Below are 21,511 nucleotides of genomic sequence, written 5' to 3'. Positions count from 1 at the left end.
AGCCGCCGCGATGCACCACAATGCGGCGTTCGTCCCTGCGGATCACCGCCATGCGTTACGAAAGCGAAAGCCATTACGAACACGGCCGCCCGGCCCGCCTCGGGGTACTGCTGACCAATCTCGGCACGCCCGACGCGCCGACGCCGCCCGCCCTGCGCCGTTACCTGCGCGAATTCCTGTGGGACCCGCGCGTAGTTGAATTCCCGCGCCTGCCCTGGTGGCTGATCCTCAACGGGGTGATCCTCAACATCCGTCCCAAGCGCTCGGCGCACGCCTACGCCAAGGTGTGGACCGCCGAGGGCTCGCCCCTGCTGGTGCATAGCCGCGCCCAGGCCGCCGGCTTGCAACAGCGGCTCGCGGCCACCTGCACGGGACCGGTGACGGTCGCCCTGGCGATGCGCTACGGCACGCCGTCGATCGAGGCCGGGCTGCGCGAGCTGCGCGAGGCCGGCGCCGAGCGCCTGCTGGTGCTGCCGCTCTACCCGCAATACTCGGGCTCGACCACCGGCTCGACCTTCGACGCCGTCGCCGAGGTACTGCGCCGCTGGCGCTGGGTGCCGGAGCTACGCTTCGTCAATCACTACCACGACGACCCCGCCTACATCGCCGCCATGGCCGCGCGCATCCGCGCACACTGGGCCGAGCACGGGCGCGGCGAACACCTGCTGTTTTCCTTTCACGGCGTGCCCAGACGCTACCTGATCGCCGGCGACCCGTATCACTGCCACTGCCAGATGACCGCACGCCTGCTCGCCGAGGCCCTGGAACTCGACGACGAAGCCTGGACGCTCGGCTTCCAGTCGCGCTTCGGCCGCGAGGAATGGCTCAAACCCTATGTCGACGGCCTGCTCAAGGGCTGGCCCGGCGAGGGACGGCGCAGCGTGGACGTGTTCTGCCCCGGTTTCGCCGCGGACTGTCTGGAGACGCTGGAGGAGATCGCGATGCAGAACCGCGAGCTGTTCGTCGCCGCGGGCGGGCAGCACTATGCCTACATACCCGCGCTCAACGAGCAGCCGGAACACCTGGATGCGCTGACCGCCCTGGCGCTGCGCCATGCGGCCGGCTGGCCGGAGACCGATCCGGACTGGAACGGGCAGCAGGTTTCGGCGCACGAGGAAGCTGCGCGCCAACGCGCGCTGGCGCTGGGCGCAGAAAGCTGACAGACATCGGATGGGCGCTGCGGCGGAGACTGCCGCAGCGCGGGCCCGCGCCTCAGGCGCGCAGCAGGGCCTTGGCCAGACGCTCGGAGAGCTGATCGGCCGTGAACTGCGGCTCGTTCGGCGGATACAGCGTGTCCTCGTCGAACTCGAAACCGTGCTCGCGGGCGAGCGCGAACATCTCCTTGAGCTTCTGGCAGGCCTTGAGCTGGGCACCGAGATCGGCGTCCGTACGGGCCTTGGCGGAAAAGGCGGCGATAGCCTGAATCGACATGGTTTTCCTCTTGCGGGTGTGGATGGATCTTTATAATCAGTCCTGAGCTTCGGCTTCCTCGGCGCCCGTGTAGTAACGGAACCGCTTTTCGCGCGAAATGCCGAGTATCTTGGCGAGCCAGGGCGGCGGTGAGTTCTTGATCACCTGCTGCAGATCGGCGAGCACGTCCTCGGCCAGACCGCCCTCGATCTTCTTCATGGGATGGATGTCCGCGCGCACGATCTTCGCCGCCGCGGGCCCGCCGACGGACACGATGTAGAGCACCTGGCAGTCGCGGATCAGGTTGACGCGGAACAGGTTCTTGTCGTCCGAGTAATCGGCCTCCAGCGTGGGGCGGATGTCGATCAGGCGCATCTCGTCGCTCGACAGCTGATAGACCAGGAAGCGCAGGCAGGAACAGAAATGCCCGTCCAGGTTGGCGCCGCTGTTGGAGGCGATGGCCACGCGGATCGAGCCCGGCATGTCGCCGTCGGCATAGGGCACCGGCTTCGGCAGGTTGTCGTCCTCGCTGGTCTCGCCCCATAGGATGCGTACGGCGAGCTTGATCGGCTCCAGACCGCTGCGGTCCATGCCGCCGGTGTTTTCGCTGTCCTCTTCGCCGTCCAGACTGCCGATGCCGGCCTTGAGGTCGGTGACGGTGATGCGCGAAAGCTTCTCCAGATCGAGCGGCGTACCCAGACGCTCGTTGAGCACGTCGATCAGCGTGGACAGGTCGGTATCCGGCAGACTGCGCGCCGCCAGCGCAATGCGCAGCGCGGTTTCGCGGTCGATATTGGCAACGCTCATCGCTAATTCCTCAGGAAGTGAGCCGGACCAGACCGGCGCCGGATGCGGCGGACTGCTCGGCCGGCGTGCGCGCCGTCACCGACAGGGCATGCAGGGCGCCGGACTGGATGTCGTCCTTGAACAGGGCCAGGATCGACTTCTGCCGCGCGAGCAGGCGGGTGCCGGCAAAGGCCTCGCTGACGACCAGCATCTCGAAGCTGCAATCCTCGCCCGCGACCTCGATCGCGGCGTCCGGGTAGAGCGCGCGCACGCGCTCGACGATCTCGCTATGCAGCATGGCCGGGCCTCAGGAAGCGGCTTCGTTCAGCATGGGCACGAGCTCGCCGCTGGCCAGCATCGCCTCCATGATGTCGCTGCCGCCGATGATCTCGCCCTTGATGAAGAGCTGCGGGAAGGTCGGGAAATCCGAAACCTCGGGCAGAGCCTGCATGATCAGCGGCGAGGACAGCACGTCGACGTAGGCGAAATCGACCCCGGTGGACTGCATCACGGCGGCCGCCTTGGCGGAAAAACCGCAGCGCGGCGCCTCGGGCGTGCCCTTCATGTAGAGGATTACGGGGTGTTCCTGAAGCTGCTGGCGAATCACGTCGGTCGTTTTCATGGGCGATGTCTCGGCAAGGGTGGTATTGAGCGGTCGCTCGGCGTTCTGATTACGCCGGCAGTGCCTCGGCGGGTTCTGTGGCGTAGATGGACTGATGCCGCTCCCAGGCGGCCCAACCGCCGGTGAGGTTGTAGACCTGCTGCAGTCCGATGCGAGTGAGGAAAGAACAAAGGTCGCGGCTGCTGTGGCCGTGGTAGCAGTAGACCAGCACCGCGAGGGGCTGATGCCGGCGTCGGATCAGCGCGTTGATGACCTCGTCGCTGGGCGGCATGGCGTTGGGCAGCTGACCGCGGCTCTGGGCGTGGACGTCGCGCACGTCGATCACGACGAGATCGTCCCTGCGCAGCAGATCGTGTACCTCTGCCGCATCGATGTCATGGTAGCTCATGCGTGAGTCCTCGCTTTAAGTGTTCACAGAGGGCTCAGAGCAACCTTCGTACCAGCCTGCAAAAAAATTACAGGTTATTGTTTTTATTATTTATTTATCTTATAAACCCCGCCCAGACCTTTGTCGCAAACGCGACAAAATCCACCAAGGCCGACAAGCCGGACGGGGCCCGGGTATGATGGGTTTCAGGCAAGCGCAGGTGGGAGAATCAGGCATGGCAGGCACGACCCGGCTCAGACAGGCCACCCTTGAGAACCTCGACGCCCTCGCTCCGCTGTTCGACGCCTACCGGCAGTTCTACGGCCGCCCGGGCGACCTCGAAGCGGCACGCGCCTTTCTGCTGGCGCGTTTCGAGCATGGCGAATCGACCGTCTTCCTGGCCGAGGTCGACGGCGAGCCTGCGGGCTTCGCTCAGATCTATCCGGGGTTTTCATCCGTCGGGCTGGCGCGCACCTTCCTGCTCAACGACCTCTTCGTCGCACCGGATCGCCGTCGACGCGGCGTGGCCTCCGGTCTGCTCAGGGCCGCCGAGGCCTATGCGCGCAGGCTGGGCGCAGCGCGCCTGACCCTTTCGACAGCGCTGGACAACACGGCGGCGCAGACGCTTTACGCGTCCCTCGGCTGGCAGCGCGACACGCAGTTCTACGTCTACCACCTCGCCCTGGCGGGCGCCTAGGCGCGGTCCGCAGGCGGGTCCACCGTCGCCGCCAGCGCCGAATAGTCGGCCTCGGCGCGACCCTGCGCGACGCCGGCCTCGAGCAGTTGGGCGATGGCCGCCAGCACGCCGGTATCCAGGCCGTCGGCCTCGGCCGCCTCGCGGCACAGGCGCACGTCCTTGAGCAGGTGCTTGAGCGGAAAGTTCGGCCCGGCGTAGTCGCCGGACAGCATGCGGTCGAGCTTCTTGTCGAAGGTCGGCGCATACAGCGCGCTGTCGCGCAGGATGCCCATGAAGGTCTCCACCGGCACGCCCTCGCGGCGCACCAACCCGAGGCTCAGCGCGAAACCGCTGGTCAGCGCGGCGATGAGCTGGTTCAGCGCCAGCTTGAGCGCCGCCGCCTGGCCCACCGGGCCGACCAGCACCGGCTCGGGACCGCAGTCGCGCAGCCAGGGCAGGCAGCGCGCGAAGCTCGCCTCGTCGCCGCCCGCCATCACCAGCAGCGTGCCCTTGACCGCCTCGGGGCGGCTGCCGAGCACCGGCGCCTCCAGATAGCCGACGCCGGCGTCCGCCAGCCGCGCCGCGAGCGCGCGGCTTTCCTGCGGCGCGATGGTGCCCATCTGCACCAGCACCTTACCGGCCAGCGCAGGCAGCACGCCGGGAACGGCGAGCACCGCGTCGATCGCGCCGGCGTCGCTCAGCGTCGTCAGCGCCGCCTCCGCCCCGGCGAGCGCCTCGGGCGGGTCAGTGCACGCCTCGATCCCGCCGCCGGCGATCTCCGCGGCGCGCGCGTGCGTACGGTTCCACACGCGCACACTGTGGCCGCATTGTGCGAGCCGGCGCGCCAGCGGCGCGCCCATCAGTCCGGTGCCGAGCAGGGCGAGTTGCATGTCGTGTTCCTTGGGCGTTCAGTCCAGCGTGAAGTCCGGCAGGCGCCGCGGCGCGAGTTCGAGGCGCAGCACGGGATAGTCGGGGATGCCGTCGCGAAACGGCGGGTAGTCCTCGCCCTCGATCAGCGGGCGCAGGTGGCGGTGGGCGGCCTCGGTGAGGCCGAAGCCTTCCGCGTCGATGAAGGCGTCGGGGACCGTGCATTCGACGTTCGCGACCGTGGCCAGCGGCACCGAATCCGTCTCCCAGCGATAGGGCGCGTCGCTCAGGCGGCGCAGCGTGACCATGCGCCCGTGCACGTCCCCGGCGAGCAGCTCCACGGCCGCGCGGCCGCAGGCATAGGCCTGTTCCAGGTCGGTACGCGAGGCGATGTGCCGCGCCGAGCGCTGCAGGTAGTCGGCCACCGCCCAGTGCGTGCGGTAGCCCAGCGCGCGCTTGACCCGGTCGGCCAGCCCCGCGGCGACCCCGCCGAGCTGGATCCAGTCGTATACCGGGCTGTCCGCGCCGATCGACAGGAACTGCCCCGCGGCGTCCTTGAGCCCCTCGCTGGCGACGATGACGCAATAGCCGCGCGACTCGACGCGGGCGCGCACCGCGGCCAGGAAGGTCGCCTCGTCGAAGGCGCGTTCGGCGAACAGCAGCAGCAGCGGCAGCTCGCCCGGCGTGCGCTCGGCCAGGCCGCCGGCAGCCGCCAGCCAGCCGGCATGCCGCCCCATTACCTCCAGCACGAACACCTTGGTCGAGCTGCCGGCCATCGAGGCCACGTCGTGCGCCGCCTCGCGCGCCGACACCGCCACGTACTTCGCCGCCGAGCCAAAGCCGGGGCTGGTGTCGGAGTCGGCCAGATCGTTGTCGATGGTCTTGGGAACGCCCATGACCTTGAGCGGATAGCCGAGATCCTCGCCCACGCGCAACAGGCGCTCAGCAGTGAGCATCGAACCGCCGCCGCCGTTGTAGAGGAAGTAACCGATGTCGTGCGCCGCGAAGACCTCGATCAGGCGCTCGTACTGATGGCGGTGGGTGGCGATGTCCTGCAGATCGTAGCGGCACGAACCGAAGGCGCCGCCGGGCAGGTGGCGCAGCGCGGCGATGACCTCCGCGCTCTCCGTGTCCAGATCGTATAGCTGCTCGGTCAGCGCGCCGACGATGCCGTCGCGGGCCGCGAACACCTTGCCGAAGCAGTCGGGACGGGCCCGCGCCGCCTCGATCACACCGCTGGCGGACGCATTGATCACCGCGGTCATCCCGCCCGATTGCGCGTACAGCAGATTTGCGGTCAACGGCACTCCCTGTCGTGGCATCTCGCTCCGGGCGCATTAAACGCCGCGCCCCGCCCAACGTCTACCCGGCGGAGGGGTCCGGCGGGCATTTCTGTTATCATTCTGGCGTTTGCCCCACTGGCCGTGGGGCCAGATTTCCATCCGACGGGGCAACCTTCATGTTACAGAACCTCACCACCATCACCCAATTCATCATCGAGGAGCAGCGCAAGTCCAACGCCGCGACCGGCAACTTCACCGGACTGCTCAACGATATCGTAACCGCCTGCAAGGTCATCTCCAACGGCGTCGACAAGGGCGAGCTGATCGGCGTGCTCGGCAGCGCCGAGTCGGAGAACGTGCAGGGCGAAACGCAGAAGAAGATGGACATCATCTCCAACGACGTGATGCTCAAGTCCAACGAGTGGGCCGGCCACCTCGCCGCCATGGGCTCCGAAGAGATGGACGACATCTACCCGATCCCGGAAGGCTACCCGCGCGGCAAGTACCTGCTGGTGTTCGATCCGCTGGACGGCTCCTCCAACATGGACGTGAACGTCTCCGTCGGCACCATCTTCTCGATCCTGCGCGCACCCGAGGGCGTGGACAAGCCCACCGCCGCCGACTTCCTGCAGCCGGGCACCACCCAGGTCTGCGCCGGCTACGCGCTCTACGGGCCGTCCACCATGATGGTGCTGACCACCGGCCAGGGCGTGAACGGCTTCACCCTGGACAAGGACATCGGCGAGTTCATCCTCACCCACCGCAACATGACCATCCCGGCCGACACCGGCGAGTTCGCCATCAACATGTCGAACTACCGCCACTGGGAGCCGCCGGTCCGCCGCTACATCGACGAATGCGTGCAGGGCAAGACCGGCCCCCGCGGCCGCGACTTCAACATGCGCTGGGTCGCCTCCATGGTCGCCGAAGTGCACCGCATCCTCACCCGCGGCGGCATCTTCATGTACCCCATCGACGAAAAGCTCAAGTCCAAGGGCCAGGGCGGCAAGCTGCGCCTGATGTACGAAGCCAACCCGATGAGCTTCATCGTTGAGCAGGCCGGCGGCATGAGCTCCACCGGCCGCGTGCGCATCCTCGACCTCCAGCCCAACGACCTGCACCAGCGCGTGCCGGTCATCCTCGGCTCCAAGAACGAAGTCGAGCGCGTGGTCGGATATCACAGCGAAGGCTGAGCCTTCGCCGGCCGGCGACTGCCGGCAACGCAACATCGAACGCCGGGCCTCGCGCCCGGCGTTTTTGTTTGCGGTGTGGCATCGCCTCGCTGATCGGGGCCGCTGGAGATTACGGCGAAATTCGCAGCCGGCTCGAACGACGACCGCAAGCGGATGACCGCTTCCAAGCGCTCAGTGCGCAATGCGGTACGAATCGCGAACTACCCGCTTTTCCTCCGCGATCGACATCCACTCGGGCCCGTCTGCGTCAATCATGCGCTGCCGGAAAATCGCTGGCCGACCGTCTCGCGGATGGGCCGAATGGGGCGCACCTCGATCGTGCCCACTCTGGCGGGCGGTATTCCGGCGGCAATGCGGATGGCCTCGTTGAGATCACGCGCCTCGATCATGTAAAACCCCGCGAGCTGCTCCTTGGTCTCGGCGAACGGACCATCGGTGACGGACAGTTTGCCGTCGCGTACACGCACGCTGGTGGCGGTTTGCACGGGTTCGAGCGCTTCCGAGGCGATGCAGTAGCCGCCTTCCCGGATCAACGCATCGTAGGCGACGCAGTCCTCGTCCGGCAGTTCCGCCAGGCGGGCCTCGTCCAGGTAGACCAGACACAGGTATTTCATCGCGCAGTCCTCCGCGTCGCGGCTCAGGGCGTCGGCGTCCGGGCGGCCATGTCCCGCATCGCCTGCTCGATCTCCTCCGGGCTCACGTCGCGCACGTGACTGGCGACCGACCATCTGTGTCCGAAGGGATCCTCCAGCACACCGTAGCGATCGCCCCAGAACATGTCCTCCACAGGCATGGCGAGCTTGGCGCCGGCGTCGACGGCACGTGCGACGAACGCATCGACGTCCGCCACGTAGAGGTGGATCGTCACCGGCGTGCCCTTGAGCGCCTTGGGGCCGAGCGAGCCCCATTCCGGAAATTCGTCGACCAGGAACACGGCCGAGTCGCCGATTTTCAGGTAGGCGTGCATGAGCTTGCCTTGCGGGCCCGCCAACCGGCCCATTTCCTTGGCGTCGAACGCGCGTACGTAGAATGCGATGGCATCCGCCGCGCCGGCGCATACCAGGTGTGGCGTAACCGTGTGCATACCGTTCGGGATGGGATTGATCTGAGCAGCTTGCATGTTGCTTTCTCCTCCTACGTCTGGTGGCGGCAGCCCGCGTTTAGCGGCTTGCCCTGAATTCTTCCGCCAGGCTGCGGAACCGCTCGACCGACTCGCTGGGCTCGAAGTCGTCCAGATCGAACACCGGCCGCACCTCGATCTCGCCCTCGCCGCCGTCGATCGCCGGGTTGGGGAAGCGCCGGGTCCAGGTCACGGCCTCCTCGCGGGAGGCCACCTCGATGAGCGTATAACCGGCGATCAACTCCTTGGTTTCGGTGAAGGGGCCGTCGACGAAGCTGCGCTTTTCCCCCTCATAGCGGATGCGCCAACCCCGGCTGCTCGGCTGCAGACCGGATGCATCGACCAGCACCCCGGCCTGAGCCAGTTCCTCGTGGTAGGCCGTCATTTTGGCGATGAGCGCCTCGCTCGGCATGGCGCCGTCCTCGGAATCCTGCGTGGCTTTGACGATGATCATGAAGCGCATGGTCGTTCTCCTCTGTTTATCGGTGTGGTTGCGTGGCGGCGCCCGCTATCCGCCCGCGTGGGCTTGCCGCAGGGCGTCGAGATCGAGCTTCTTCATCAGCAACAGCGCCGCCATGACGCGCTGCGCACGCGCCGGCTCGGGGCCGCCGAGCAAATCGCTCAATTCGGCCGGCACAACCTGCCAGGACAGGCCGAAGCGATCCTTGAGCCAGCCGCACTGCTGCGCCGCGTCGTCGCCACCGGCCGAGAGTTTTTCCCAGTAGGTATCGATCTCCTGCTGCGATTCGCAGACGACCTGGAACGAGACGGCCTGATTGAAGCGAAACGCCGGGCCGCCGTTGAGGGCGAGAAACGGCTGTCCGGCCAGTTCGAAGGACACCGTCATGACCGAACCCGGAGGCTTGCCGTGTATGTCCTGCCCGGCTTCGGCGTAATGGCTGACGGCACCGATTCGGGCATCTTCGAAGATCGAAACGTAGAACTGTGCGGCCTCCTCGGCCTGGTCGTCGAACCATAGGCATGGCGTGATGTGCGGCATGAAGGGGTCTCCGGAGAGGGCGTGTACAACTTGTAGTCGAACGGGCGCCGTCCGAATCGACAACCGCACGAAAAAAATTTTGCGAGGCGCAGGGACCGTGAAGAACCGGCCGCCACTCAGTCCGATGCGGCGGCGTGCAGCTCCGCCAACCGCCGTTCGAGAAAAAGGCGTTCCGGAGCCTGTTTCGCGAGCGCGAGTGCCTGTTCGTAGGCCGCACAGGCCTGTTCGACTTGCCCCAGGCGACGATTGAGATCGGCCCGCGCCGCATGCGTCAGGTGGTAGTCCGTCAACTCGCCGCGCTGCAGCAGGGCGTCGATCAAGGCAAGCCCCGCTGCGGGGCCATCGTGCATCGCCACGGCGACCGCGCGATTGAGCGCCACCACGGGCGACGGTTCCAGACGTTCAAGCAGGTCGTAGAGACTCACGATGCGAGCCCAATCGGTCGCCGCCGCTTCCGAAGCACCGCCGTGCACCGCCGCGATGGCGGCCTGTAGCGAATACGGGCCGACACGCCGCGTTGACCAGACGGCGTCGACCAGCGCCTGCCCCTCCGCGATCAATGCCGCGTCCCAGCGCGACCGGTCCTGGTCCTCCAGCAGGATCAGGTCGCCGTCTGGCGTGGTGCGCGCCGAGCGGCGGGATTCGTGCAGCAGCATCAAGGCCAGAAGACCCAGGATTTCGGCTTCCGGCAGCAGACTTGCCAGCAGCCGCGCCAGACGGATCGCTTCGTCCGACAACTCGTGCCGGGTCAGCGCATTGCCGCCGGAGGCCGCGTAGCCCTCGTTGAACACCAGATAGATCACGCGCAGCACGCTATCGAGCCGTTCCGGCAGATTTACCTGCGAAGGCACTTCGTAAGGTATGCCTGCATTGCGAATCTTCGTCTTGGCGCGCACGATACGCTGCGCGACCGTCGCCGGAGCGCTCAGGAAGGCACGGGCGATCTCCTCCGTCGTCAACCCGCAGACCTCACGCAGGGTCAACGCCACCTGGGCCTCGGGCGACAGCGCCGGGTGGCAGCAGGTGAAGATCAGGCGGAGGCGATCGTCGCCGATGTCGTCGTCGGCCAGCACTGCAGGATCATCGGCATCGTCGCAGCCAGGCTCCGGCATCTCATCCAACGCTGCAAAACGCGCGGCGCGTCGTCTGCGGTCGATGGCCTTGAAGCGACCGACGGACACGAGCCATGCGCGCGGACTATCCGGCAAGCCCTCGCGCGGCCATTGCTCCAGCGCGGCCCGAAAAGCATCGTGCAGGGCCTCTTCGGCGAGATCGAAATCGCCGTCGAGCAAACGAACCAGGGTAGCGAACACACGACGAGATTCAGTGCGGTAAATCCCATCCACATGCCGCGAAAGCGGCGTCGTCTCTTTTCTGGTCATCGATGACGCCCCGGTTCGTGCATCCAGAATCTTTCAATGTGCTTTGCAGACGTTTATCGTAAAAGTAGACGCAGCAATTATTCATTGTCGCGGTCCATTAGGTCGAAAGTTTGTGTAGTTTCGGTGCGGACAGGCGAATATCATTACTCGGCGCATCCCTGCACCTCGCCCTTGAGCAATTTACGCAATACTCGTTGCTGGTGTTCATTCGCTGCCGAATCAAACAAAAGCGGAGTTGGCGGAATGGTTTCACACGCCTTAAGCGCTTCCCGCGCAGTTAGTGGGAAGCGTCGGCGCGCAGTGATGCCCAGGCCGCGGCTGTCTGTGGCTTGTGCTGCAATGCCCAGGCTGTTAAGGCCGGCAACGAGCGCGGCCGGGCGATCATTCCTGGAATTGGGGGAGTAGCTGACGGCGCCACTGATAGGTCAGCACGGTTGGCGTTGTAACGACCTTGTTCGGGCACCAGAGCCTGCGTATCCCATGGATCGGCACTATAGCCGTAGGCCCCCCCCCTGAATCTGCCTGAGCGATGCTGATACCACTCAAGATAAGTGCCAGGAATACGAATGATGGAAAAGTGCGCATCTTACCGAACATCATTGGGCGCATTATTCAAGACAACCCTTTCCCGGGCATTGGTCATTGCTACATGGGTAAGGCAAAAAACCAGACATTACCGCGCGCCGGCTAGCGACGGTTGTCTTGGGCGCAGCGGGGAGACAGCATGCAAACAATAAACAGCGGTGAAATAAATTAAATCAAAACCAAGAATTTTTAAAAATCTTCCAAGCCACGCTTGAATTCCGGTTACTATAATCTCGAAATATAAAACGCGACCAACAAAATCACACCCTTATATATCATGCAAAAAATAGAAAGAAACTGGAAACGCAAACATAGTCAGCGCTCTTATCTTTATGAACTCGATCCTTAAATCAACTCCATGGGGCCTATTTTTTATCTCTAATATCAATAAAAATAGCTATATCCAAATATCACAATTCAAGACATTTTTCTAATTAAATTTTTTAACCACCAGTACACATAATTCAATGATGCTGCCAATTCATCCCATTTTCTTTTAAAGAACTTATAAAATACAAATACTATAAAACCATAGAACGGGGGCACCACCGCCAAATTCCATATCCCTATATTGACGCCAAAGGCCGGCCATATATAAATATATAAATTAAATACCGACAAACCATAAATGAGATACACAAAACCTCTTTTCTCTTCGCTATTGTATCTAACACCGAATAAGTTAACGATAGTCCACAGATAGAAAAATACAGCAGCTAACCACGCGGTTTTTCCTGGCCCATCTCCCTGAAAAAATGTCACATAGCCAGAAAACAATAGTGTTATAAACACGACCAATATCAGGCAAAAAAACTGAACGCCCTTTTCCAAGAATCACCTCATAAATAAGTTTGTTATAGTCATATAATTAAAAAATTCCAATAGAATTACCTTGAAAAACGTGACTAACATAGACCCTCAGTCATGAAGACTAAAATAGACAATTGAATCGCTGATCAAATCTGGAAACTACGTTCCAATAATGCAGCATGATGGTTATCATTGGGACGCATTTAGCTGAATCGAATAAATCAGCCCCCCCCCAGCTTTAGGCTGGGGGGGGGGGGGGCTTTTAAAGATCAGCGGCTTGGAATGCCGCATAGCTGTGGGCGAAAGCTGCGCCCGCACCAGGTAGTGTCAAACCGAAGGTATCCACGGCCATATAGGACTCGACTGCACCAAGGGCGAAATATCCCGCGCCTAAAGCTACGTCACCCAAGTTAACACCGTTCTGATTTCTTGTATTGCTGCTCCCACCGCTTACGAACTGCATTTCGCCCAAAGTCAATTCACGCATGATTCCATCCCTCGCTGGTCTCACAATCACGGGAACGCTTCCCGCGAGCTTCTCGCTTAATGCAAGAACTTTCAATGCCGAGATTCGCTATTTATTGGCTGACGAACTAGTTATTAGTACTGATTGATCCTAATCCATGCAATTTGTTTCATGTATAAGTAATTAAAATTACAAATTTGATATGCGCATTAACCGTTTTGTCGTGGGATGGGCATGCGCCAGTAAGAGCTTGCTAACTTTAGGGGATACAGATCCGTTCTGACTGGACGCCTCCCCACCTTTTACTTCCCAACTCAGACAGGCTCCGCATCGGACTGACGCAGCAGACTCCCTTCGAGCACTTGGCGTGAAACCTCTTCCAGGCGCCCGCCACTCAGACGCATGATGCGGTCGCACTGCACGATGCTTTCCCAGCGGTGTGCGATCACCACGCGGGTTATACCCAGCGCACGAAGGTTGTCGTTCACTTGGCGCTCGCGCAGGCTGTCGAGATGACTGGTCGCCTCGTCGAGCACCAATACGCGGGGCTTTGCCAGGAGCGCACGCGCCAACAGCACGCGCTGCTGCTGCCCGCCCGAGAGCACGGAGCCCATATCGCCAACCAAGCTCTGATAGCCCATGGGCAGTGCGGCGATCTCGTCGTGCACGGCGGCCGCACGACTGGCGGCGACGATGTCGTCGAGGCTCGCCTCTGGATTGGCCAAAGCGATGTTGTCGGCAAGCGCGCCTGCAAACAGTGTATCGGCCTGCATGACGGAGCTGACCAGGGGGAGCGGTAATAGCTCGATAGTTTCACACGCCGTAAGCGCTTCCCGCGCAGTTAGTAGGAAGCAGCGGGTCTATTTCACACGCCTTGAGCAATGGCGTTCTTGACTAGTTTCGGTGCGGGCGTGCAAGTGACTTTGTACGGCGTATCCCTGCGCCTTACCCCTACGGGGCTGACGCGAACGGCTACGCCTATGCTTTTTATTTCCCGTTACGCCTTGCCACGTCCGTGCGCGCCGACGTGGGGTCGGGCGGCAGGACGCCGCCCGAGCAGCTTCGCCCGGACGGCTAATGCCTGCTGTGCCCCTCGGCGACGCGTGCGGGCGAGGTCTGCCCGAAGGGACAAGACGTTTCGGGCGCGTTTCTTTCGTCCATTTCTTTACGCGAATAAAGAAAAAATCGTCGTGAACAACAATCGCGTAAGCCCCGGAGGGGTGAGGCGCAAAGATGCGTCGAACAAATCGGGCCGGGCACGTCGCTATGTCAATCGAAAAGCAGAAAAACTGATTCACGCCCGAAATCAGGATCAGAGTCATCAGGAATGAATATACGAGAACTACAAATCACATCAACGGCACGAATTAATAAACTACTGGAATATGTAATATGATTAAGGCTATTTTGGCCAAAATAGATCAGCCATGATCTCTCCATATCAGGGAGATCAAAGGCTGGATTTATTGACAACGTGGGCGGCCATGTTGTGCCAAACGTTCAGCGTTGCCTTGCGCTCAAACTTGTTATTCTTAGTGAGCTACCGAGCATATTGGCTCATGATTTTTGGTTGAATTTTAACCTCGAGGTTCATGCGTTTAACTATTACAGTAAAATCACGCCAACTTGAACGCTTTGAGGTTGTGCTTTATCGATATTTAATTCAACGGCTGGGTATAGGATTGAATCCGACATTGCGGTACAGCTGCGCCCGATCGACGGCAACCTCGTTCATGACCTCGACCAGTACGATACGCGCCGAGATGAGGTTCTGTTCCGCCGTTACCAAATCGAGCATGCTCGCCAGTCCGATACGGTATTCGGTCCGAATGCCGTCCACGGCCTTGCGTGCGCTGGCAACCTGCTGACGCGCGGCCTTATAGGCGCGCACGGCGCCGCGCCAGCGCGCGTAGTTCTCCCAGACGGACAGTTGAACGGCGTTTGCGGTTACGCGCACCTGTGCCTGCGCTTCTTGCATTAGCGCACGGTTCTGTTGCATCTGATAGGCGGCCGAATAACTGAGATCTAGCGGGATGTTGAGCTTGAGTCCGATGCTGAAGCTGCTTTCGTCCGGCTGATTGCTCAGTACATTTTTCCCCAGACCGGCGTTTAGCGACAGGCTGGGGCTGTCCGCACTTGCGGCCTGGCGCACTGCGGCGCTAGCTGCACGTACGCGGGCTTGCTCCGCCAGCAGGGTCGGGTTTTTGCGCAGGGTGGTGCGCAACAACGCGTGAATGGATGCCGGAACGGTATCGCGTGGCACGGGTAAGGGGTAGACGGACAGGGGCGTCGTTACCGGCAGACCAGCCGCCTCTGCAAGTATGCCGCGCTGCGCGGCCGCTTGGCCCTGAGCGGAATGCAGCTGCTCCTGCGCTTGTGCCAGTTCCATCTGTGCCTGATAGACATCGGTTGCGGATTTCAGATGCACGCGGTATTGCGCCTCCGCGTCCGCGTAAATTTCGTGTGCCTCGGCGACGCCCTGACGGTAAATGTGGACCTCTTCACGGGCCTGAGCCATATCGTAATAGTCGACGGCGACGTTCAAGGCGATGGACTGCAAGGCGGCATTGGCATCGAAGCGGCTCGCCAGGACATTGGCACGCGCCTGATCCACCGTCGCCCGGCGGTAGCCGAAATGAAACAGCGTCTCGCTCAGCGTCAGGCTGTTGTAGACGCCGTTGACGGGCGGCGGACTGATGCCGATGTCGTAGGTGGTACCGCTGCGCTGGTCGTTGACTATCACGCTAGACGTGGGCAACCACGCCCCCTTGGCGACACCCAGAGCGGCTGCGGCTGCGCGCAGCGATGCCCAGGCCGCGGCCGTCTGTGGGTTGTGCTGCAACGCCCAGGCTGTTAAGGCTGGCAACGAGCGCAGCCGGGCGATCATTCCAGGAATGGGGGGAGTAGCTGACGGCGCTACTGGTAGGTTCGTACGGTTGGCGTTGTAACGACCTTGTTCGGGCACCAGAGCCTGTGTATCCCAGGGATCAGCACTATAGCCGTAGGCAGAACCCCCCCCTGAGTTTGCCTGAGCGATGCTGACTCCATCTAATATAAGCGCCAGACAAATAAACAATAAAAACGCACACTTCTTATCGATCATTGTTAGGGACTTCCCCAAAACCAAACCTCAAGGCCCGCATCAACAATCGCCTTGGGCATTTACATGTTTCTTATAAAAAATCGCGATAGCGCTCAGCAGCGCCATACCAGAACTGTCAATGCAGCCTAGAGACAGGTTTTCGAATAATTCGCGCGAGGCGAATTTTTGAAGCAGTATATAGTGAGTTACCCACTCAATCCGGTGAAGCCCCAAATAAAAAGGCTAAAGCGCATCATGACACACAGTTAATCGCTGCAAATGAAAAAAAATGGAATTGCAGGGAAGTCCTGGATCTGAAGTGGAGCTATCCTTAATTTAAACGGAACTTACGCAGAGATTATTAGCCAGAAAAATATGCATAAGAACATTGATGAGAAGTTGCTTATCTTAAATTATTTATGTTCATGAAAGCCTAAAATCCCCTTTTTCCAGAGAGGAGATATGGCCGCCAAGAAAATCACAAGAGCTACTACTTGTAGCCACAGTGGAATTTCCTTGATAATTGATAAACACATAACCAAATTGTAGAGGGTGGTTGCGATACCTAGCCTTATTGCTCCTTTTCTAGCTCCCCTGAAGTAGGCCCAAAAAACGGAAGCGTAGACGAACACGAATGCCACAGTAACGACAATGCCGACTATCTGATTCGAATTTTCTGGAACACCTTCAATGCTGTGATATGCGTAAAAGGCGAGCTCGGTTATACCGACAATTAACAGAGCTAAGAATAGTAAGAAACCGAGCCCGCCTCTATCAGGTTTCATGACTTAAGCTTTACCCTTCAGCCTCGGCAATCGCGTACGCGAGAACGATCCCAGCAGCAAATCCTGCGGCGGCAGGAGCGCCGATTACCGCTGCGACGCCGCCAACAGCGCCTATGAGTTCCACACCTCCTTTCAAACTCAGCCCACCAGATACTTCTTCGATTTCATCCAAAGTCAATTCACGCATGATTCCATCCCTCGCTGGTCTCACAATCACGGGAACGCTTCCCGCGAGCTTCTCGCTTAATGCAAGAACTTTCAATGCCGAGATTCGCTATCTATTGGCTGACGAACTAGTTATCAGTACTGATTGGGCCTAATCCATGCAATTGGTTTCATGTATAAGTAATTAAAATTACAAATTTGATATGCGCATTAACCGTTTTGTCGTGGGATGGGCATGCGCCAGTAAGAGCTTGCTAACTTTAGGGGATACAGATCCGTTCTGACTGGACGTCTCCCCACCTTTTACTTCCCAACTCAGACAAGCTCCGCATCAGGCTGATGCAGCAGATTCCCTTCGAGCACTTGGCGCGATACTTCTTTCAAGCGCCCGTCGCTCAGACGCATGATGCGGTCGCACTGCACAATGCTTTCCCAGCGATGTGCGATCACCACGCGGGTTATACCCAGTGCACGAAGGTTGTCGTTCACTTGGCGCTCGCGCAGGCTGTCGAGATGGCTGGTCGCCTCGTCGAGCACCAATACGCGGGGCTTTGCCAGGAGCGCGCGAGCCAACAGCACGCGCTGCTGCTGCCCACCGGAGAGCACGGAGCCCATATCGCCAACCAAGCTCTGATAGCCCATGGGCAGTGCGGCGATCTCGTCGTGCACGGCGGCCGCACGACTGGCGGCGACGATGTCGTCGAGGCTAGCCTCTGGATTTGCCAGCGCGATGTTGTCGGCTAGCGTGCCTGCAAACAGTGTATCGGCCTGCATGACGGAGCCGACCAGGGCGCGATAGCGGCGCAGCCCCAGTTGGCGCACGTCGACCTCGCCCATCAACAGTTCCCCTCGTTCCGCCGTAAGCAATCCGAGCAGGAGCTTGACCAACGTGCTTTTGCCGCAGCCGGAAAGGCCGACAACGGCCAGCGATTCACCGGGAGCAAGCTCGAAGGAGACATCCTCCAACACCCACGGCTCGTCGGCACCGTAACGGTAGGCGAGGTTTTTTGCCAACAGGTGCGGCGCTGGATCGGGCCCCAGATAGGTGGATTCGACGTTCTTTTCCGGCGCTGCGAGAGCAATATCGGCCAGCCGCTCGCCATAGAGGCGCAGCATGCGGAAGGAAATCCAGGCGTTGATGAGCCCGTCGCCGCGCCCGATGAACTGGCTGGCGTAGGCTGCGTAGGCGACCAGCATGCCGATAGTGAAGCCACCGTGCATCACCTGCAGGGCCGCGAGCCAGATCACCGCAACGTGGCCTGCGCTCAGCAGCAGGTGTTGTGCCGCGCCGAACAGGATCGACAGCTGCTGTTCGCGGATTTGCTGGTTGGTGGTTTCCACCAGCAGGTTCCCGAAACGTGCAGTGCGGGCACTGTCCGCGTTGAAGCGCTTGAGCGCCTGCACGCCCCGAATCGCTTCCAACAGGTGGCTTTGCTGGGTCGCCCCGGCGTAGATGTGCCGTTCGGTGGCTGCACGCAGCGGTTCGTAGGCCACCCAACGCAGCAACAGATAGAGCAGCAAGATGCCGATCGCCACGGCGGTCAACTCGAGGCTGTAGATGCTCATCACGATCAGCAGGGCGCTCGCCATGATGCCGTCGAGCACCGCGCTGACCAGTTCGGTGGTGATGGTCTGGCGAATGTTCTGGATCGCGCCATAGCGCGAGACAACGTCGCCTATGTGGCGCCGCTCGAAAAAGTCCAGCGGCAGCTTCATCAGATGCGCAAAGGCGTTGGTCGCCCACTGCACGCCCAGCGTCGCGTTGACGTAGAGAATGACCCACGAGCGCAGCACGGAAAATGCCGCGGTGAAAAGCGTCACCGCCAGGAACCCGAGCCCCAGCAGGGTCAACAGCGAGTGATCGTTGATCACCAGCACTTCGTCGAGCACCCACTGCATGTAGAACGGCCCGAGGATGCCTAGCACCTCCAGTACCAGTGCCAGCGCGAATACCCGCAGTAGCGCCGATCTTAGCCCCTCCACCGAGCCGGCCAGGGCACGCAGCGACACACTCGGTTTTCGCGCCGCCGGTTCGAAGTTGGCAGCCGGCACCAGCTCCAGCGCCACGCCGGTGAACGCTTCGGATACCTCGGAGAGCGGCAATGTAAGCCGACCGTGTGCCGGATCGATAATGGTCGCTCCGTTGCGATCGACGTCCGTCAGTACCACGAAGTGGTTCATGTCCCAGTGCAGGATGCAGGGCAGGCGCAGACGGGCCAGTTCGTCCAGTTCCAACCGAACGGCGCGGGCATCCAACCTCAGTTCGGCAGCGACCTGCATCAGACGCGAGAGATGCATCCCCTTGAGCGAAGCGGTAAAGCGCCGTCGCATTTCACCCAGGTCCGTCTCGTAGCCGTGATAGCCGGCGACCATCGCCAGGCAGGCCAGACCGCACTCGGCGGCCTCCGATTGCAGTACGACGGGTACCCTCCGGCCGAAACCGAAACGCAGGCCGCCGAGCAGAGCTCCTCCGGATTTCATGAGGCTCCCTCGTGTGCCGCGTTGGCCGGCTTAGCAGCGGGTGCGGATGCAGGCTTGCCGGAAAGAAAGCCATGTCCCAGTCCGTAAAGCGGTTCGAACACCCACTGGATCAGCCGCAACCGGTTCAGCGTGACTTCCGCCTGCAACTGCATGCCTGCGCGCAGCGGTGCGGGCCGCCCACCGACCGTTACCGCCGTGTCGTGTAGCGACACCATCACCCGATAAAGCGGCACATTACTGCGTCCGCCAGCGGTTAGTGTCGTGATTTCCGCCGGCGTCAGGGCGCTGGGTGAGATGCTGCGCACCGTGCCTCGAAATGCACCGAACTCGCGGTATGGAAATGCCGCGTAATGCAGCAAAACCGTCGATCCCGTGTGCAGGAATCCAACCGCGCGGCTCGGCACCAGCAACTGCGCCTCTAGTGGGTCGTGGCCGGGCGTTATGGACAGCACCGAAGCCCCTGCAGAAACCGCTTGGCCCGGGTTGACCGTAAGCGCTGAAACGACGCCCGCCGATGACGCACGCAACAGTAAGCTACGGCCTTCGGCCGTCTTGGCGAGGCTCTGGCGCAGCGTTTCCAGCTTGTCGCGGATGGCGTTCTCCTGATTGCGTGCGTTCAGCGGCAGTTCCGCCAGTTGATGCCGAGCGGCATCGATCTGCTGAGTCAAGGCGGTGTGCTGTCCGCGCAGCTCCTGCAGCCGGTTCTTGGCGGAGTAGACGGTGAGCTGTTGTTGCTCCAACTCCGGATCGGAGACCAGGCCGCGCTGCTTGACGCTGAGGAACTCTTTCAGGATTTTCTCGGTGGTGGCGACGTCTTCGCGCTGCACGCCGATCTCGGCGTCCACCTGAGCACGCTGTACCTGCAAATCCTTCAGCTTGCCGGTCAGCATGCGGCGCTGGATATCGAACACGGATCTCTGCGTCTGCAGATTATCCAGCAGGAGATTCTTTTCTTCGCCCAGCGCCTGCGCGATCACGGTGCCGATCTGTCCCACGGCGGGGCTGTCCAGATGCACCGCAACCTCCATCAGAGGCGCACCGTATGGCACGGTCTCGCCCGAGCGCACCATGACCTTCTCCACCGTGCCTGAAAGCGGCACCGATACATCGAGTAGACCCTGGCTGGGCACCAGCATACCGCTCACGCTGAGGTGCCGGGTGTAACGTCCAAAGATCAGAAGAGCCGCGACCGCCAGCGTCAGCGCCAGCGCCAAAGCGGCATAGACGGAGTGGCTTACGGGGGACTGTACGCGCACCCGACCCAGCCAGCTCCGCTCGTGCCGCACCAATGCTTCGGTGCGGAAAAGCTTATTGGGGGCGTCAGTCGGCACTTCTTTTCCCGCAGTGTCGATTACTCACCGTGAGCGCTATTCCATCGGCTTTGACCCGGGAAGCCCGATCGCTAAGGCATAGCGAACAGCACGATCGGCGCACGCAAATGCCATGTCTCGTGGTCATGCTGGACAACATGGCCGTGGCCATGGCACGCACCTGAAAGCAAGTCTCGACTTCTTGGTTAATGTTACATAGCCGTCGAGACCCTTTCTCTCGACCCCCTGGAGCGGAGTAAAGTTACATTCGAGTTTTACCGTTGCCGGCTCGCGTTGTGACCCATTTGTGGCTTTGCTCGAATGCTGCGCCTTGGCCAAATGTAAACACGCCTTGGTGGACTTGCGGCAATCGCTCCGGAGCTGATTGAAATTTAGCGAAGAATGGATTTCAAGTTTGACTACTACTTCGTTGAGAAGTCTGCCTACGCGCTTGTCTCGTTCTTTGAAGCCGTTTTCGATGCAGGGCTAAATGAAGCAGTGAACTGGGAGTGAAAATGGTCGTCGTCTCAACACACACCTGAACTCAGGTATTGAACGCCCGCTGTGGAATTGGAGCCTTCTACGCATCCCGACACGTGATCGACTGGAGGGGTCGATAGCCGACCAATCCCTCTACCACCCCCCCCACATCACCCTCCCTCTCTCCGCATCATCAAACACGCCCCATGTCTCACTAACCCCCACCGGCGATAAAACGGGATCATTCTCGGGCCGCAGAACAGGTCGATGTAATCCACCTCGCAGGCGAGGGGGTGTTGACCACGCGATCCAGCAGCTCGGCGCCGAGACCGCTGCCGCGCCGGTCGGCTCGGACGATGACGTCGTAGAGCGTGGCGCGGTAGACGAAATCGGTGAGCACGCGGGCGAAGCCGACGAGGGCGTCGTCCGGGCCTTCGACGAGGGCAACGATCACGTCGGTGTGCGCGAGCATGCGTTCGACATCCTCGAGTCGGCGGTTTGCGCACCAGGATTCGCCCCGGTAGAGGTCCACCAGTTGGTCGATCTGCGCGTCATTGAGCCGCTCGACCGTGCGCCACGCCGTTGCGCTGTCCGCAGCCGTCAGATCGTCTCCCGTCACCACACCGCCTTCCGTCGACACC

Annotated in this window: 24 protein-coding genes; 3 read left to right on the top strand and 21 right to left on the bottom strand. The window is 61.3% G+C overall.

From position 1 onward, the window contains the following. The first annotated feature begins 50 nt into the window (after positions 1–50). On the top strand, positions 51–1,160 hold the full coding sequence (hemH, locus tag BJI67_RS00795; protein WP_070073861.1) for a ferrochelatase: 1,110 nt from the start codon (positions 51–53) through the stop codon (positions 1,158–1,160). Between the two features lie 52 nt (positions 1,161–1,212). Here the strand turns inward: hemH and BJI67_RS00790 are convergent, their stop codons facing one another. From BJI67_RS00790 to BJI67_RS00770, 5 genes are read right to left on the bottom strand one after another with little or no spacing between them, the layout of a single operon-like run. After that, on the bottom strand, positions 1,213–1,431 hold the full coding sequence (locus tag BJI67_RS00790) for a Nif11-like leader peptide family natural product precursor (protein ID WP_070071392.1): 219 nt from the start codon (positions 1,429–1,431) through the stop codon (positions 1,213–1,215). 36 nt (positions 1,432–1,467) lie between these two features. Next, positions 1,468–2,217 (bottom strand): dinitrogenase iron-molybdenum cofactor biosynthesis protein, encoded by a 750-nt coding sequence (locus tag BJI67_RS00785; RefSeq protein WP_070071391.1) that lies wholly within the window; start codon positions 2,215–2,217, stop codon positions 1,468–1,470. A gap of 10 nt (positions 2,218–2,227) precedes the next feature. After that, positions 2,228–2,494 (bottom strand): BolA/IbaG family iron-sulfur metabolism protein, encoded by a 267-nt coding sequence (locus BJI67_RS00780; protein ID WP_070071390.1) that lies wholly within the window; start codon positions 2,492–2,494, stop codon positions 2,228–2,230. A gap of 9 nt (positions 2,495–2,503) precedes the next feature. Further along, a complete protein-coding gene (gene grxD / locus BJI67_RS00775; RefSeq protein WP_070071389.1) occupies positions 2,504–2,818 on the bottom strand; it encodes a Grx4 family monothiol glutaredoxin in 315 nt (104 codons plus the stop codon). Positions 2,819–2,867: 49 nt separating this feature from the next. Continuing rightward, positions 2,868–3,206 carry a rhodanese-like domain-containing protein gene (locus tag BJI67_RS00770; protein ID WP_070071388.1) on the bottom strand — a complete coding sequence of 113 codons (339 nt, stop codon included), beginning with the start codon at positions 3,204–3,206 and terminating at the stop codon, positions 2,868–2,870. Between the two features lie 214 nt (positions 3,207–3,420). Between BJI67_RS00770 and BJI67_RS00765 the strand changes: the two genes are divergently transcribed. After that, complete coding sequence (locus tag BJI67_RS00765; RefSeq protein WP_070071387.1) at positions 3,421–3,882, top strand: GNAT family N-acetyltransferase; 462 nt, start codon at positions 3,421–3,423, stop codon at positions 3,880–3,882. Here BJI67_RS00765 and BJI67_RS00760 read toward each other — a convergent pair. Next, positions 3,879–4,751 (bottom strand): NAD(P)-dependent oxidoreductase, encoded by an 873-nt coding sequence (locus tag BJI67_RS00760; RefSeq protein WP_070071386.1) that lies wholly within the window; start codon positions 4,749–4,751, stop codon positions 3,879–3,881. The genes BJI67_RS00765 and BJI67_RS00760 overlap by 4 nt on opposite strands. Before the next feature lie 18 nt (positions 4,752–4,769). Next, positions 4,770–6,029 (bottom strand): 6-phosphofructokinase, encoded by a 1,260-nt coding sequence (locus BJI67_RS00755; protein ID WP_156782186.1) that lies wholly within the window; start codon positions 6,027–6,029, stop codon positions 4,770–4,772. Positions 6,030–6,187: 158 nt separating this feature from the next. Here BJI67_RS00755 and BJI67_RS00750 point away from each other — a divergent pair, with 158 nt between their 5' ends. Continuing rightward, entirely contained in the window at positions 6,188–7,204 is a 1,017-nt protein-coding gene (locus BJI67_RS00750; protein ID WP_070071384.1) for a class 1 fructose-bisphosphatase, read from the top strand. A gap of 251 nt (positions 7,205–7,455) precedes the next feature. Here BJI67_RS00750 and BJI67_RS00745 read toward each other — a convergent pair whose 3' ends face one another. The 14 genes from BJI67_RS00745 to BJI67_RS00685 all read right to left on the bottom strand — a co-directional run bounded on the left by BJI67_RS00745 (position 7,456) and on the right by BJI67_RS00685 (position 21,510). Continuing rightward, positions 7,456–7,818, bottom strand: coding sequence for a YciI family protein (locus tag BJI67_RS00745; protein ID WP_070071383.1), 363 nt, complete (start codon positions 7,816–7,818; stop codon positions 7,456–7,458). Positions 7,819–7,841: 23 nt separating this feature from the next. After that, a complete protein-coding gene (locus BJI67_RS00740) occupies positions 7,842–8,324 on the bottom strand; it encodes a VOC family protein (protein ID WP_070071382.1) in 483 nt (160 codons plus the stop codon). Positions 8,325–8,364: 40 nt separating this feature from the next. Continuing rightward, complete coding sequence (locus tag BJI67_RS00735) at positions 8,365–8,787, bottom strand: YciI family protein (RefSeq protein WP_070071381.1); 423 nt, start codon at positions 8,785–8,787, stop codon at positions 8,365–8,367. Between the two features lie 45 nt (positions 8,788–8,832). After that, entirely contained in the window at positions 8,833–9,324 is a 492-nt protein-coding gene (locus BJI67_RS00730) for a VOC family protein (RefSeq protein WP_070071380.1), read from the bottom strand. Between the two features lie 116 nt (positions 9,325–9,440). Further along, on the bottom strand, positions 9,441–10,706 hold the full coding sequence (locus tag BJI67_RS00725) for an RNA polymerase sigma factor (RefSeq protein ID WP_070071379.1): 1,266 nt from the start codon (positions 10,704–10,706) through the stop codon (positions 9,441–9,443). A 1,002-nt stretch (positions 10,707–11,708) separates the two neighbouring features. Then, the gene (locus BJI67_RS17175; protein ID WP_156781972.1) at positions 11,709–12,122 is read right to left on the bottom strand and encodes a hypothetical protein; all 414 of its coding nucleotides are present in this window, start codon (positions 12,120–12,122) and stop codon (positions 11,709–11,711) included. Positions 12,123–12,363: 241 nt separating this feature from the next. Then, complete coding sequence (locus BJI67_RS00720; RefSeq protein ID WP_065089523.1) at positions 12,364–12,588, bottom strand: hypothetical protein; 225 nt, start codon at positions 12,586–12,588, stop codon at positions 12,364–12,366. 293 nt (positions 12,589–12,881) lie between these two features. Further along, positions 12,882–13,340, bottom strand: coding sequence for an ATP-binding cassette domain-containing protein (locus BJI67_RS00715; RefSeq protein ID WP_070071377.1), 459 nt, complete (start codon positions 13,338–13,340; stop codon positions 12,882–12,884). 890 nt (positions 13,341–14,230) lie between these two features. Continuing rightward, positions 14,231–15,433 carry a TolC family protein gene (locus BJI67_RS00710; protein ID WP_197513208.1) on the bottom strand — a complete coding sequence of 401 codons (1,203 nt, stop codon included), beginning with the start codon at positions 15,431–15,433 and terminating at the stop codon, positions 14,231–14,233. 629 nt (positions 15,434–16,062) lie between these two features. Further along, entirely contained in the window at positions 16,063–16,434 is a 372-nt protein-coding gene (locus BJI67_RS00705; RefSeq protein WP_070071375.1) for a hypothetical protein, read from the bottom strand. A 10-nt stretch (positions 16,435–16,444) separates the two neighbouring features. Beyond that, entirely contained in the window at positions 16,445–16,621 is a 177-nt protein-coding gene (locus BJI67_RS17690) for a hypothetical protein (protein ID WP_197513206.1), read from the bottom strand. A gap of 293 nt (positions 16,622–16,914) precedes the next feature. After that, on the bottom strand, positions 16,915–19,080 hold the full coding sequence (locus BJI67_RS00695; protein ID WP_070071373.1) for a peptidase domain-containing ABC transporter: 2,166 nt from the start codon (positions 19,078–19,080) through the stop codon (positions 16,915–16,917). Continuing rightward, on the bottom strand, positions 19,077–20,411 hold the full coding sequence (locus BJI67_RS00690; protein ID WP_070071372.1) for an HlyD family secretion protein: 1,335 nt from the start codon (positions 20,409–20,411) through the stop codon (positions 19,077–19,079). Before BJI67_RS00690 ends, BJI67_RS00695 begins: the two co-directional genes overlap by 4 nt. Positions 20,412–21,111: 700 nt before the next feature. Next, on the bottom strand, positions 21,112–21,510 hold the full coding sequence (locus BJI67_RS00685; protein WP_197513204.1) for a GNAT family N-acetyltransferase: 399 nt from the start codon (positions 21,508–21,510) through the stop codon (positions 21,112–21,114). Between the last annotated feature and the right edge of the window lies 1 nt (position 21,511).

This window comes from Acidihalobacter aeolianus (assembly GCF_001753165.1).
In the GTDB taxonomy this organism is placed as follows: domain Bacteria; phylum Pseudomonadota; class Gammaproteobacteria; order DSM-5130; family Acidihalobacteraceae; genus Acidihalobacter; species Acidihalobacter aeolianus.
Note: the sequence above shows the minus strand (reverse complement) of the source record. Positions and strands in the feature narration are given on the sequence as shown.

Bases quoted from the DNA above. Each gene is read 5' to 3' on its own strand.
- BJI67_RS00760 (WP_070071386.1), bottom strand. From the start codon at position 4,751: ATGCAACTCGCCCTGCTCGGCACCGGACTGATGGGCGCGCCGCTGGCG.
- BJI67_RS00735 (WP_070071381.1), bottom strand. From the start codon at position 8,787: ATGCGCTTCATGATCATCGTCAAAGCCACGCAGGATTCCGAGGACGGC.
- BJI67_RS00785 (WP_070071391.1), bottom strand. From the start codon at position 2,217: ATGAGCGTTGCCAATATCGACCGCGAAACCGCGCTGCGCATTGCGCTG.
- BJI67_RS00705 (WP_070071375.1), bottom strand. From the start codon at position 16,434: ATGAAACCTGATAGAGGCGGGCTCGGTTTCTTACTATTCTTAGCTCTG.
- hemH (WP_070073861.1), top strand. From the start codon at position 51: ATGCGTTACGAAAGCGAAAGCCATTACGAACACGGCCGCCCGGCCCGC.
- BJI67_RS00740 (WP_070071382.1), bottom strand. From the start codon at position 8,324: ATGCAAGCTGCTCAGATCAATCCCATCCCGAACGGTATGCACACGGTT.
- BJI67_RS17690 (WP_197513206.1), bottom strand. From the start codon at position 16,621: ATGCGTGAATTGACTTTGGATGAAATCGAAGAAGTATCTGGTGGGCTG.
- BJI67_RS00770 (WP_070071388.1), bottom strand. From the start codon at position 3,206: ATGAGCTACCATGACATCGATGCGGCAGAGGTACACGATCTGCTGCGC.
- BJI67_RS00720 (WP_065089523.1), bottom strand. From the start codon at position 12,588: ATGCGTGAATTGACTTTGGGCGAAATGCAGTTCGTAAGCGGTGGGAGC.
- BJI67_RS00780 (WP_070071390.1), bottom strand. From the start codon at position 2,494: ATGCTGCATAGCGAGATCGTCGAGCGCGTGCGCGCGCTCTACCCGGAC.
- BJI67_RS00730 (WP_070071380.1), bottom strand. From the start codon at position 9,324: ATGCCGCACATCACGCCATGCCTATGGTTCGACGACCAGGCCGAGGAG.
- BJI67_RS00765 (WP_070071387.1), top strand. From the start codon at position 3,421: ATGGCAGGCACGACCCGGCTCAGACAGGCCACCCTTGAGAACCTCGAC.
- BJI67_RS00695 (WP_070071373.1), bottom strand. From the start codon at position 19,080: ATGAAATCCGGAGGAGCTCTGCTCGGCGGCCTGCGTTTCGGTTTCGGC.
- BJI67_RS00790 (WP_070071392.1), bottom strand. From the start codon at position 1,431: ATGTCGATTCAGGCTATCGCCGCCTTTTCCGCCAAGGCCCGTACGGAC.
- BJI67_RS00750 (WP_070071384.1), top strand. From the start codon at position 6,188: ATGTTACAGAACCTCACCACCATCACCCAATTCATCATCGAGGAGCAG.
- grxD (WP_070071389.1), bottom strand. From the start codon at position 2,818: ATGAAAACGACCGACGTGATTCGCCAGCAGCTTCAGGAACACCCCGTA.
- BJI67_RS00715 (WP_070071377.1), bottom strand. From the start codon at position 13,340: ATGCAGGCCGATACACTGTTTGCAGGCGCGCTTGCCGACAACATCGCT.
- BJI67_RS00745 (WP_070071383.1), bottom strand. From the start codon at position 7,818: ATGAAATACCTGTGTCTGGTCTACCTGGACGAGGCCCGCCTGGCGGAA.
- BJI67_RS00725 (WP_070071379.1), bottom strand. From the start codon at position 10,706: ATGACCAGAAAAGAGACGACGCCGCTTTCGCGGCATGTGGATGGGATT.